We start from the raw sequence: 12,118 nt of genomic DNA, 5'->3' as shown, positions 1-12,118 counted from the left end.
GGTAGCCTCGTTGGCATGCGTGTAGGAATCGTCGGCGCCACCGGTCAGGTCGGCGGCGTCATGCAGGCCATTTTGGCCGAGCGAAGCTTCCCCATCGACGAGCTGCGTCTGTTCGCGTCAGCGCGCTCAGCAGGCCGCAAGATCCAGTGGAACGGCAGTGAGATAGCCGTCGAGAATGCCGCTGAAGCCGACTACAGCGACCTCGACATAGCGCTCTTCTCCGCAGGTAAGACCACGTCGCTGGCAATCTCCGAGCACGTCGCCTCCCAGGGCCCGACGGTCATCGACAACTCCTCGGCTTGGCGCATGGATCCCGACGTCCCGCTCGTGGTGCCAGAGGTCAACGCCAAAGAGGCGTTCAACGCCCCCAAGGGAATCATCGCCAACCCCAACTGCACGACGATGGCCGCGATGCCCGTGCTGGCGCCGCTGCATGCCGAAGCCGGTTTGGTGTCGATGGTGGCCGCGACCTACCAGGCGGTGTCAGGAGCAGGCCTCGCAGGCGTCGACGAACTCGACCGCGCGCTCGACGCAACGATCGACGGGGTGGCTGCGCTCACCTATGACGGAGGTGCCGCTGTCCATCCCCCGCACGACAAGTTCCCCGGCCCGATCGCCCACAACGTGCTCGCTCAGGCAGGCAGCTTCGTCGACGACGGCACCGGGGAGACCGATGAGGAGCAGAAGCTCCGCAACGAGAGCCGCAAGATCCTCGGAATCCCCGATCTCGCGGTGTCAGGCACCTGCGTGCGGGTACCGGTCTTCACGGGCCACTCGCTGTCGCTCAACCTGCGCTTCGAACGCCCGATCTCACCCGAACGAGCCACCGAGCTGCTAGCCGATGCACCCGGCGTAGAACTGGCCGAAGTGCCAACCCCGCTGCAAGCAGCAGGCCAAGACCCGTCCTACGTAGGCCGCATCCGCCGCGACCCCACCGTCGAGCACGGCCTAGCCCTCTTCGTAGTAGGAGACAACCTACGAAAAGGTGCAGCCCTCAACGCAATCCAGGTCGCCGAGGTCCTCTCGGCGACGTAAGGCACGGCGCCGAGACAGTCGCCGCCGCCTCGCACGCGAGCCGAGAGGCACAGATGCTGTAGCTGCGGAGGCGGCAGGGGAACTCTGCGAGGTTGGAACCTGCTGGATTCCCGGAGCAGAGGGCACCTGGCGCCTCCGCAGCGGGCGCAACTACTGGCCGCGGCGCACCACCACTTCGGCACCCGCCACCTCAGGCTCATCATCGACGATCTCGGCCGGAAAGCCAGGAGCCGTAATGGTCCTACCAGTGGCGTCCTCGAGCCGCCGGATGATGTTCGGCGACCACTCCCGCTCGCCGAAGCGGGCAGCCCCGTCAGCGAACACGTCCACCAGTACCGGCGACAGCTCCAGCGGCAGGCCATGCTCAGCGGCGATATCGGCGAACAGCCCGATGTCCTTGCACACCAAGTCCATGGTGAAGTTGATGTCACGCGAGCCGTTCAGGATCACCTGGCTCTCGGTCTCGTGGACGAACGAATTGCCCGAGCTGATGCGGATCGCCTCGTACGTCGTGGCCAAGTCCATGCCTGCGGCGTGGGAGGTCACCAGCGCCTCGCACAGCGAGACCAGGTTGGCGGTGGCCAGGTAGTTCGTCACCACCTTCAGAATCGACGCCGAGCCCAGCGGCCCGGTGTGCAGGATGCGCCGCCCCATGGCCCGCAGCAGCGGCAGCATCGCCTCGAAGGTGTCGCGCTCGCCGCCGGCAAGGATCGAGATGTTGCCGGTGGCGGCCCGATGGCATCCGCCCGACACCGGGCAGTCAATGGCGGCGCCCCCCGCCGCTTCCACCCGTGCACCGAGCCGGCGCACCTCGTGGTGGTCGGTAGTGCTCATCTCAGCCCAGATCTTCGGACCGGATCCGGCTGAGCTCGATGCGACGGCTGGGCCGAACCCGGCCAGCAGCCCATCAGGCGCTTCGAGCACCGCCGCGGACGCAGCAGGCGTCGGCAGGCAAGTGATCACCACATCGCAGCGCTCCGCCAGCTCAGCACCCGAGGAAGCCTCACCAGCACCAGCATCCAGAAAAGGCGCCATAGCCGCCCGATCCAGATCGCGAACAACCAGCTCAATCCCATTGCGAAGCAAAGAAGAAGCCAGCTTCCCCCCGACGTTCCCAAGCCCAACAAACCCAACCCGCACGGCACCCCTATTGTCGCGAGCGCGGCGAAGCCTTGCGCCCCTATTGTCGCGAGCGAGGGCGAAGCCCTTTCGCTCGCATGAGACGTCGGGCAGGCGGGATTTGAACCCACGACCTCTTCGTCCCGAACGAAGCGCGCTACCAACCTGCGCCACTGCCCGTTTGCGACCGCCATAAGCGAATCGCTCCGGCTGAAGTTACCGGTCCTGCTAGCGCGGGCGCTACCGGGCGGCGAGATCGCTCACGGGGTGCTCGCGGCGTCGCGCCCCAACAGTTCCTGCGCGGTGCGTCGCAGCAGCAGCGGGTTGATCGGTTTGACCAACCAAGCATCCGCCTCCGAGCGTCGGGCCAGAAAGATGTCGGCCTCCCGATCGGCGAGCATCAGCACGGGCACCCGCGGCAGCCTGCCCACGCCTGATTCGAGGCGCAGATCCAAGCAGGTGGCCATGCCGCCCATGTTGCCGATCTGGAAGTCCAGGATCACCAGGTCAGGGGTGTTCGCCTCCACCGCTGCGCGGACGTCATGACCTGATCGCACCACTCGGAAGGTCACCTCCGCAGCGGAGAGCGCGGCGGCCACCTCTTCGACCACCCAATCGGCATCGGTGGCCAGCAGCACGTCGGTCACGGTGGCGCAGCGTAATGGGGTCGGCGGTGCCCGGCGTCGTGCCGCGCCTCTAGAGTTCGGGCGGCCGCCAATCCAGGGAGCCTGGGTGAACGCACGTCAGCACCGCCGCCGGTTCGCGCGCCTCGGGGCCTTGATTCTGCTGCTGAGTGCGGTGATGGGCTTGGCTGCCGCTCCGGCGTCTGCTCACGATGAGTCGACCCCCGACTCACACGAGTCCGATACCCCCCACATTGTCGGCGAAGAGCGTCCGCGGTTGATCGTGGTGGTGGAAGTCAGCGGGCTCATTGATCCGATTATGGCGTCCTACATCAAGAGACAGCTCGTTTCCGCGTCGGGTCTCCACGCGATCGGCGTGGTGCTCCAGATCGACAGCGCAGGCAGCACCCTCGACGACGATGAGCTGGTCGAATTGGCAGACAACGTGCGCCTCGCGCACCTGCCGGTAGGCGTCTGGGTCGGCCCCAGCGGGGCGCAGGCGCTGGGAGGCGCCGCTCACTTGGTCACCTCGGCCGACTTCGCCGCGATCGCTCCGGGAGGGCGCATCGGCGATTTCACGGCAGTCGAGGGTTTCGTTCATGCTCACGGCACCGGCACCGGTACCGGCGATGTCCACAGCCACGACGGCGATGGACTTCATTCGGGTTCGAGCGTGCGCTTCTACGACGCCGACACCGCCATGGGTGCAGGTTTGACCCACAGCACGGCACCGGTGATCGGGGAGTTCCTGTTCGCCATGTCCGACGAGGGCCACCTGCCGCCGATCGGCCAGAACGTGACCGGCGACGACGGCGTGGTCCGGCGGACGCCCGCAGACGATGTGGTGGTCTCGTTCGTGAAGCTGCCACTGCTCGACGGTCTGTTCCACACCGCTGCCAGCCCTGCGGTCGCCTACTTGCTGTTGCTCGCAGGACTGTCGCTGCTGCTGCTCGACTTCTACACCGGTGGCATCGGCATCGCCGCACTCGTCGCAGTGGCGTGCGGGCTGCTCGCCGCGTTCGGCTTGGGGACGCTGGACATCCGGCCGTGGGCGCTGGCGCTGATCATTGCCGGCTTCGTGGCCTTCGCGGTGGACATCCAGACGGGTGTGCCGCGCTTTTGGACCCTGGTGGGCGGCGTGGCAGTGCTCGCCGGGTCGCTGACGCTGTTCGGTCAGCACTCGATGAGCTGGATTCCGTTGCTTGTCGGGCTCGTCGGCGTCGCTGTGTACGTGCTGTCGGGATTGCCATCGCTGGTGCGGACCCGCTACGGCACTGCCACGGTGGGCCGGGAGTGGCTGATCGGGGTCGAGGGGCACGCCGTGACCGACATCGATCCCGACGGAACCGTCGAAGTCCATGGCGCCCGGTGGCGGGCGAGGGTGAACCGTCTCACGCCCTTGCAAGCCGGCGAACCCTTGCGCGTCAGCGGCCTGATCGGGGTCGTGCTGGAGGTGGAGCCGCTCGAAGGCGCGGCCGTGGACTACCGGGAGATGAGGCGGCGGCCGAGCGAAGAGCGAGGCCGTGGCCCGAGCGGCCCGTGAGCGCAGCGAACAAGAGCGGGAAGTGAAAACAGTCCTGATGAACTGGTAGATACCGCCGCGTCGCCTGACGAAAACGGGCCGATGCGACGGTTTCCGAAACCGAATGAGGTTTCGTTTACCTCTTGTCAAGCGATTTTCCGTGTTCTAGTGTCCCCTGCGACGAGGGGGACATATGAGCGCTTTGCTGGTCGAAGAATGGCAGGACAGGGCAGCGTGTCGAGGACCTCAGGCGGCGGTGTTCTTCCCGCCACCCCGCACGGAGCGGCGAGACGAGAAGGCTGAGCGCGAGGCACGGGCGAAGGCCATTTGCGGCCAGTGCTCGGTCATCAGCGACTGTCTCGATCATGCGCTGGACGTCGGCGAGGCGCATGGCATCTGGGGCGGACGCAACGAGATCGAGCGGCGCAACATGCTGCTCGTTCGCACCGAAGCCAGCTAACAGCCCCAACGCCAGTTCCGTACCCACCGTTTGGCGACCCGGCGCCAGGGTGGGTTCAGCCATTCCGTGACATCCCTCAGGGGCCGCGTCCATCGGACACTGCGGGCAGCCTTGGTCCGGCGATGCGCAGATCTCCTCGCCGCCGCGTCACGCCCGTCCGGTCCAGGTGGCCCACCAGCGGCAGCGCGTACTTCCGGGTTGTGCCGAGCTCCTCGCGAATCTCCGCGACGGTGACGCCGTCTGGCTGAGCACCGAGCAGGCCCGCGATCCGCACGGCTGCCGCCTCGACAGCGGAAGCCGCAAACCAGATCCCGTCTGCATGCACGAGGTCGCCGCGAGCTTGCAGCGCCAGGAGCTCGCGCTGGGTGACGCCGCTCACCGCAGGCGGCGAGAAGGGCGACGCCGCCAGCTCGGCGATGACCGGATGGTCGGCGAGAACGTCGGCTGCGTCGGCGCGCCGGGCCCGGCCGGTCTCGATGACGACGCCGTCGAGCGTGTCCATCGCGAGCCGCTGCCGTTCGTCGAGCGCAGCTAGGTCCAGACCGAGCGGTCCGGCACGCTCGATCTGGTCACGAAGGTCGTCGACCAGCGCCTCGGCCAGTTCTGGCGGCGCCACCCAGTCGCCGAGCACCGGTTCGGAGCGTTCGCCGGTCAGCCGCTCGAGTTGGGCCGCTTCGACCCACCCGCGCTCGGCGATCATGCGTTCAAGGCGGGCGTCGGGCTTGGCGACCGAAGCCCGCAATTGCGGGTCGGGATCCAGCACGGTGCCGCCGCCGACGGTTTGGCCCCGGCCGAAGTCGCGCAGCACGAAGCGGTCTCCCATCACGAGCGGCAGCGCCACCGGCAGGTGCAGTCGGGCATAGCCGGTCTGACCGGGACCGATGCGCTCGGGCCCCAGCACCCGCAGCCGCACCGGCCACTCGCCCGATCCGAGGTACAGGGCGTAGGCGCCCCGCCGAGTCACATCACTGCCGAGGGTGGAGAGCACCGTCAGGTCGACGTCGATGCTGCGGGTGTGATGCCACTGGTCGCCTCGCACCAGAGCGATGCCGCGTCCCAGATCGTCGGCATCGACACCGGTGAGATTGAGCGCGACACGGTGACCCGGCCCAATTCGCTCGACTGCCGCGCCTTGGGTCTGGATGGCCCGCACCCGCGCTGGGTGGCCTCCTGGTGCAGTCAGCAGCTCGTCGCCGGCTGCAACACTGCCGCCCGCGAGCGTGCCGGTCACGATCCGGCCCGCGCCAGTGGCGGCGAACGATCGGTCGATCCACAAGCGAGGCCGGTCACGGTCGGCTGCGGTGGGTGTGGCAGCGCACAGGTCGTCGAGCGCGCCCTGCAGCTCGTCCAGCCCAGTGCCGTCGATCGCATCGGTGGCGACGACCGGTGCATGCTCGAGGAACGTGCCCTCGACATGCTCGGCGACGTCCAGCCGGGCCAGCTCGGCCAGTTCGTCATCGACGAGACCGATCTGGCTGAGCACCACTACGCCGTGGGAGATGCCCAGCAGATCCAGGATCGCCAGGTGTTCGGCCGACTGTGGCTTCCAGCCCTCCGGTGCCGCCACGACGAACAGGGAGGCATCCACCGCTCCCACGCCGGCCAGCATGTTCTTCACGAAGCGGATGTGGCCGGGGACATCCACGAAGCTGACCTGCCGGCCCGACGGCAATGTGCAGAACGCGAAGCCGAGGTCGATGGTGAGCCCGCGCGCCTTCTCTTCTGCCAGCCGGTCGGGATCGGTTCCGGTGAGCGCACGCACCAGTGTCGACTTGCCGTGATCCACGTGCCCTGCGGTGCCAACGATGTGCACGCCGCCAGCATGCCCTGCCAAGGCCGGATGGTGCCGAATGCCCGGCGGTTAGTCGCGGCCCAGGAATCGACTTGTGTAGTTTGTTGACGCGACCGTAAGGTCGCTGGTGGACCTAGACGGAATCGAACCGTCCGAGGCAGGGGTATCAAACCAGCTCGGCGCACCAGCGCTAGGCCCACGAGAGCCGCACTCTCCGGGGTGCGGCTCTCGTTATGCTGACAGAAAGAGTTTCGATCACTTTCATAGTTTTCTGATCGCGTGCGCGGGCCAAGATGCATCCCGCCTGCGGGCGGTTTGGCTCTAGCGGCTGAGCGTTTGGCGGACCGCTCCAGCGATGACAGTGTCATCGGCGGGATCGACCGTGCGCAGGTCAACCACCGTCGTCTGCTCGTTGACGCGGGTGATGACGGGCGGATCGTGCGACCGCAGCGCGCCAGCGTGGTCGCCGTCGAGTTCGATGCCCGCGGACGGGATCTCCTGGCCGGGAAGCGAACCTGCACCGGCGAGTGCGGTCGTGCGAGCAGGGCGGCCGACGCCGAGCGCCTCGGCGCGCTGGGTCAACTCTTCGACAGGCACCTTGGCCATGCGCCAGAACGGGATCGCGTTCCCATCACGCCGCAGGTAGGCCAGCGCCACCGACTGCAGTGCGTCGAGCACCAGCGATCCAGGCCGGAAAGCCCGCATCAGCGGGTGAGCAGCACAGGCGGAGATCAGGTCGGCCCGACCGCAGATGATCCCGGCTTGGGGCCCGCCCATCAGCTTGTCGCCCGAGAACGTCACCAGCGCCGCGCCCGCAGAGAGCGTCTGGCGTGCCCCCGGCTCACCGGCCAGCCAGTCGGGCCGCGCCCCCAACCACGGGCATCGTTCGTCGAGCAGGCCCGAGCCCAGGTCCGAAACCACTGGCGGCCCGATCTTGGCAAGGTCAGCCACGGCGGCTTCCTCGGTGAAACCAGTGATGCGGTAGTTGGAGGGGTGCACCTTCAGCAGCAGAGCGACATCGTCGCGCTCGACGGCTGCGCGGTAGTCGGCGGCCCGGGTGCGGTTGGTGGTGCCCACCTCGACGAGCCGGGCGCCTGACTGCTCCATCACTTCGGGCACCCGGAAGCCCCCGCCGATCTCGACCATCTCGCCGCGCGACACCGCTACGCCGCGGTCGCGCGCCAGCGCGGCCAGCACCAGCGTCACCGCGGCAGCGCAGTTGTTGACCACCAGCGCAGCTTCAGTGCCGGTCAGGGTCGCCAGAAGCAACGAGGCATGCGAAGTGCGCGACCCGCGCCGCCCCGAAGCCAGATCGAATTCCAGATTGCTGAACCGCACCGGACCGTCGGCGCCGGCTTCCAGCCCCAGCGGTGCCCGGCTGTACTGAGGGCCGAGCGGAGCTCGACCCAGATTCGTGTGCAGCAGTACGCCCGTGGCGTTGACAGCCGGCCCCAGCAGGCTGCGCCGCAACCGGTGCGCCTCATCGGCCGCCGAGTCGGGATCCCCAGCCGCAATAGCCGCCCGGGCAGCAATGACCAGCAAAGGATGCGGCAAACCCACGTCCGCGATCCGAAGCGCCAGATCGTTCACCGACGGCGGCCTCATCGCCCGGACACTACCGCCACCCCTTCCACCCCCCCATAGCAGGAAGGCACACAAGACCAAGGAGTGCGGCGGCGTCGCCAAACAGAGCGCCAGTCACCCAGCACAGAAGACCAAGGAGTGCGGCGGCGTCGCCGAACAGGACGCCAGTCACCCAGCACAGAAGACCAAGGAGTGCGGCGGCGTCGCCGACTGGGCGTATTTCGCAGCGCTACAGCGACGGCACTCGCAACGGGCGGCGCTGCGCTGTCGCCCAGGCGGTGACGCCGCCGCACTCCGGGCGCGCGTTACCGAACAGAGCGCTATCGACGACCAACAAACGTCACAGGAACAGGCCCGTCCATCCGAGCAGTACAAGTCCCCATATCCACCGGCGGGCAGAACTCAGACACCAGCAGCTCGGTGATCCGCTCGAACACCACAGCAGCAGCCCCACCCGCTCCACCACCAGCAACCGGCTCGCCAGCATCACCACCAGCGGACACCGCAGGTTCCAGCGGGACCGAGCCCAGCAGCGGCACACCGAGGTCGGTGGCCAAACGCTCCCCGCCGCCCTCGCCGAAGAACGACCAGCGCTGCCCGTCGGGTGCCTCGAATGGACCCATGTTCTCCACGACGCCGACGATCGGCATGTGGCTGCGGCGCGCCATGTCGGCCACGCGCACCGCCACCTTCTGGGCGCTGAGCGCCGGGGTGGTCACCACCAGCATCTCGGCCTGGGGCAGCAACCGGGCGAGCGCCATCTGCACGTCGCCGGTGCCGGGGGGCATGTCGATGAGCAGGTAGTCCATGTCGCCCCAGTCCACGTCGTGCAGGAACTGCTCGACGGCCTTGGCGAGCATGAGGCCCCGCCACATCAGGGCGGTTTCCTCGGTCTCCACCAGCAGTCCGGTCGACACGACCTTCAGCAGGCCGTCGCCGGCAGCGAGCTCCTCGGGCACGATCTTGCCCCGCTCCTCGCCCTCGCCGGGAGGCCGGGCGCCGAGGCGACCTTCCAAGCCGAGCATCCGGGGAATGCTGAAGCCCCAGATGTCCGCGTCCAGCACGCCCACGACGAAGCCGCGTGCGGCCAGCGCTGCCGCCAGGTTCACGGTCACCGACGACTTGCCTACGCCGCCCTTGCCTGAGGCCACTGCCAGCACGCGGGTGCTGGCGTGCACCTGCGTCGGCGCAGCGTTGTCGCGCGCGGTGCGGCGGGCACGCTCCATCACCCGGGCCTTCTCTGCAGCGTTCAGCTCGTCCCAGTGCAGCCGCACCTGCTCGATGCCTGCCAGACCGGCGACCCGCGTCTCGCAATCTCGCTTGATGGTGGCGCGCAGCGGGCAGCCGGCGGTGGTCAAGGCCACGGTCACGTGCCCGGTGGTGCCTTGTCGGTAGGCGTTGCGCACCATGCCCAGGTCGACGATGTTGTCGCCCAGTTCAGGGTCCATGACGCCGCGCAGGATCGAGATCATCGCCTCGTCATTGGCGGGGGCATTGGCCGACGCGCTCACGGGGCGCAGGGTAATGGCGTCGTGCGCAGGCTCACCGGTCGGGAGATGCGGCAGCCCAGGTGTGGGGATCAGCGGGCAGCACACGTTTCGGGGCTGACCTGTGCAATCACGTGCTGTGGCACTAGCATCGGTCACAGAACATTCGCCCACTGGGACTGATTCGGGAGTCGCTGTTGTGATCACCCTCACCGATACCGCCGCTGACAAGGTCCACGAGCTCATCGCCCAGGAGTTGTCCGAGGCTGGAGGCGAGCAGGAACTGGCGCTGCGCGTCGCAGTGCGCCCGGGTGGCTGCTCGGGCTTCAGCTACGAGATGTTCTTCGATTCCGAAGTGGCCAACGACGACATGTCGAAGGCCTACGGCGAGATCAAGGTCGTGTCAGATCCGATGAGCGCCCAGTTGCTCGAAGGTGCCACGCTCGACTTCACCGACGGCTTGATGGGATCGGGCTTCGCCATCGACAATCCCAACGCGCAGCGCACCTGCGGCTGCGGCAACTCGTTCAGCTGAGCCGCACTGGTCCCGACCTCAGCCTGAACCCGCCGCTTGGCGCGGGCTCGGCTGGCGACGTACAGGCCTCCACTCTCCGTTTTGACGTCGACGGTCGCGCCGTGGAGGTGCCCGACGACGGCGACACCTTGCTCGGCGTGTTGCGCGACCGCGTCGGCATCGAAGCGGTGCTCGACGGCTGCAGTCCCCAAGGGCAGTGCGGTTGCTGCACGGTGCTGGTCGATGACGAGCCCCGCGTGGCCTGCGTCACACCGGCAAGACGGGTAGCAGGCCGCCGGATCACCACCGCCGCCGGATTGAGCCCCGACGAGCAACAACGCTGGTCTGAGGCCTTTCTGGCATGCGGCGCCACCCAGTGCGGCTTCTGCACGCCGGGAATTGTCTGCCGCTTCGTCGGCCACGAGCGCCGTGGTGCCGACTTGTCAGACCGAACCACGGTCGACAGGGCACTTGCGGCACACCTCTGCCGCTGCACCGGTTGGCAGACGATCCGCGAGGCGGCCTCCCACGCCGCCGCGGCAAGCGGCGCGCCGGCGAGTAACCAGCCCGAGCCCCACCCCCACCCCGATGCCGCTGCATCTCCTGCGACGTCACCCGGTGATGTCCCCGGGCGAGACCCGTCCGCTGCTGCCCGCCGCGCCAGCATCGAGACCGACGGCCCCCAGCAGTCGGTACCGGTCAGCGTGCTCGGCGGCTTCGATTTCGGGGCCGACGGCGCGCCACCCGGCACCGTCACAGCGGTCACCGGTCCGCGCGGTGAGTGGTTCCTCGGTGAAACCCTGGCCCAGGCCCGGCGACTGGCTGGCAAGGTGCAAGGCCGCCGCACCACGCTCGAACCCGTCCCGCCGATCGACATCCCCGAGCCACCGCCGGGCACCCAGTGGGATGTTCGCCTCGCAACATGCTGGACCGAACCCGGCTACCTCGAAACCGACGCCGCCTGGTGCGAACCCGACGGCGAGCCGTCGGACCCGCTGGCCAACGGAGGAGCGTTCGGCGGTAAGGCTGAGTCACCGGTCCGCGACGAAGCGAGACATCTGGCCGAAGAGTTGGGCCAACCAGTCCGTGTGCTGTGGTCACGAGAAGACGCCGTGAGGCGAGGCCCAAAGCGACCGCCACTAGCGGCAGGCCTGCACGCCGACGGCACCGGCATCATCCGCATCGCCCGAACCCCAGGAGCAGCAGAAGTGTTGCAATCAGTGCTGCCCAACGCTGACATAGTCGAAATCGACCTACCCGGTCCGCCCACCTCAACCGCCCTACGCGCCGCCCCCTGGGCAGAAGCCCAGATGCTCGCCGCAGCGCTCAACCGTCGCCAAGCCGCCGAGCCGCTCGCCGAGTCCACCGCCACAGTCGAGGTCACCTCGCCTGAAGGCGCTGCGGCCCGCGCCACCGTCAGCCCGGACGGCATCGAGGTGCGCGTCGACGCAGGCGACCCGCTCGACGAGGTAACGCTGCGCAGCTACGCCGTAGGCGCCAGCCACATGGCATGGAGCTGGGTCACGTCGGAATCCCTGTCGGTCGACGCCGAAGGCGAGATACAAGACCTGACGATCCGAAGCTTCGGCATAGCCCGCTCCGCCGAAACCCCCCACATCAATGTCACCATCGAACCTACGCAACAACCGCCAGTCCAAGCCGGAGAAGCAGTCTTCGCAGCAGTAGCAGCAGCCACCTGGCTGAGCCGCGGCACGCCCGCCCACCTCCCCACCGGCCAATAGAGGTCGCAAGCTGCACAGAAAAACGAGGGGTGCGCAGGGGCGGCGTGCCCGCGCGCAGTTATGAAGCGCCCCAAGTACACAGCGGTTGGGCACGAAGCGCTTCATCTGTTTGAAGCACGGGTGCGCCGTCCCTGTGCGCCCCGGGCGACAACAAGGCCCCGTCCCTGTGCGCCCCGGGCGACAACAAGGCCCCGTCCCTGTGCGCCCCGGGCGACAACAAGGCCCCGTCCCTGTGCGCCC

10 protein-coding genes and 2 tRNA genes are annotated in these 12,118 nt (G+C 68.1%); 5 read left to right on the top strand and 7 right to left on the bottom strand.

What is annotated here, in order from left to right; genetic code table 11:
* Positions 1–15 precede the first annotated feature (15 nt).
* Positions 16–1,035: an aspartate-semialdehyde dehydrogenase gene (locus ACOOF5_RS05650; protein ID WP_420437462.1), complete on the top strand. Its 1,020-nt coding sequence runs from the start codon at positions 16–18 to the stop codon at positions 1,033–1,035.
* Positions 1,036–1,185: 150 nt separating this feature from the next.
* On the opposite strand, the gene ACOOF5_RS05645 is transcribed toward ACOOF5_RS05650, so the two are convergent.
* The 3 genes from ACOOF5_RS05645 to ACOOF5_RS05635 all read right to left on the bottom strand — a co-directional run bounded on the left by ACOOF5_RS05645 (position 1,186) and on the right by ACOOF5_RS05635 (position 2,801).
* Positions 1,186–2,175, bottom strand: a complete 990-nt coding sequence (locus ACOOF5_RS05645; protein WP_420437460.1) for an NAD(P)-dependent oxidoreductase — start codon at positions 2,173–2,175, stop codon at positions 1,186–1,188.
* Positions 2,176–2,260: 85 nt separating this feature from the next.
* Positions 2,261–2,334 (bottom strand) — tRNA-Pro (locus ACOOF5_RS05640).
* Positions 2,335–2,414: 80 nt separating this feature from the next.
* The gene (locus tag ACOOF5_RS05635; protein ID WP_420437458.1) at positions 2,415–2,801 is read right to left on the bottom strand and encodes a response regulator transcription factor; all 387 of its coding nucleotides are present in this window, start codon (positions 2,799–2,801) and stop codon (positions 2,415–2,417) included.
* Between the two features lie 85 nt (positions 2,802–2,886).
* Between ACOOF5_RS05635 and ACOOF5_RS05630 the strand changes: the two genes are divergently transcribed.
* Both ACOOF5_RS05630 and ACOOF5_RS05625 read left to right on the top strand, forming a co-directional pair.
* Positions 2,887–4,320: an NfeD family protein gene (locus tag ACOOF5_RS05630; RefSeq protein WP_420437456.1), complete on the top strand. Its 1,434-nt coding sequence runs from the start codon at positions 2,887–2,889 to the stop codon at positions 4,318–4,320.
* Positions 4,321–4,492: 172 nt separating this feature from the next.
* Positions 4,493–4,759: a WhiB family transcriptional regulator gene (locus ACOOF5_RS05625; RefSeq protein WP_420437454.1), complete on the top strand. Its 267-nt coding sequence runs from the start codon at positions 4,493–4,495 to the stop codon at positions 4,757–4,759.
* 76 nt (positions 4,760–4,835) lie between these two features.
* Here ACOOF5_RS05625 and selB read toward each other — a convergent pair whose 3' ends face one another.
* The 4 genes from selB to ACOOF5_RS05605 all read right to left on the bottom strand — a co-directional run bounded on the left by selB (position 4,836) and on the right by ACOOF5_RS05605 (position 9,646).
* Positions 4,836–6,593: a selenocysteine-specific translation elongation factor gene (selB, locus tag ACOOF5_RS05620; RefSeq protein WP_420437452.1), complete on the bottom strand. Its 1,758-nt coding sequence runs from the start codon at positions 6,591–6,593 to the stop codon at positions 4,836–4,838.
* An 83-nt stretch (positions 6,594–6,676) separates the two neighbouring features.
* Positions 6,677–6,749: transfer RNA gene (locus ACOOF5_RS05615), tRNA-OTHER, on the bottom strand.
* A 123-nt stretch (positions 6,750–6,872) separates the two neighbouring features.
* Positions 6,873–8,156: an L-seryl-tRNA(Sec) selenium transferase gene (gene selA, locus ACOOF5_RS05610; RefSeq protein WP_420437450.1), complete on the bottom strand. Its 1,284-nt coding sequence runs from the start codon at positions 8,154–8,156 to the stop codon at positions 6,873–6,875.
* Between the two features lie 299 nt (positions 8,157–8,455).
* Positions 8,456–9,646 (bottom strand): Mrp/NBP35 family ATP-binding protein, encoded by a 1,191-nt coding sequence (locus tag ACOOF5_RS05605; RefSeq protein ID WP_420437448.1) that lies wholly within the window; start codon positions 9,644–9,646, stop codon positions 8,456–8,458.
* A 175-nt stretch (positions 9,647–9,821) separates the two neighbouring features.
* On the opposite strand from ACOOF5_RS05605, the gene erpA reads away from it, so the two are divergent.
* Positions 9,822–10,157 carry an iron-sulfur cluster insertion protein ErpA gene (erpA, locus tag ACOOF5_RS05600; protein WP_419837169.1) on the top strand — a complete coding sequence of 112 codons (336 nt, stop codon included), beginning with the start codon at positions 9,822–9,824 and terminating at the stop codon, positions 10,155–10,157.
* Between the two features lie 101 nt (positions 10,158–10,258).
* The gene (locus ACOOF5_RS05595; RefSeq protein ID WP_420437446.1) at positions 10,259–11,878 is read left to right on the top strand and encodes a 2Fe-2S iron-sulfur cluster-binding protein; all 1,620 of its coding nucleotides are present in this window, start codon (positions 10,259–10,261) and stop codon (positions 11,876–11,878) included.
* Positions 11,879–12,118 lie beyond the last annotated feature (240 nt).

This window comes from Candidatus Poriferisodalis sp., assembly GCF_965214215.1.
GTDB lineage: Bacteria > Actinomycetota > Acidimicrobiia > Acidimicrobiales > Poriferisodalaceae > Poriferisodalis.
The sequence above is the reverse complement of the archived record's forward strand: the minus strand, read 5'-3'. Positions and strand labels throughout refer to the sequence as shown.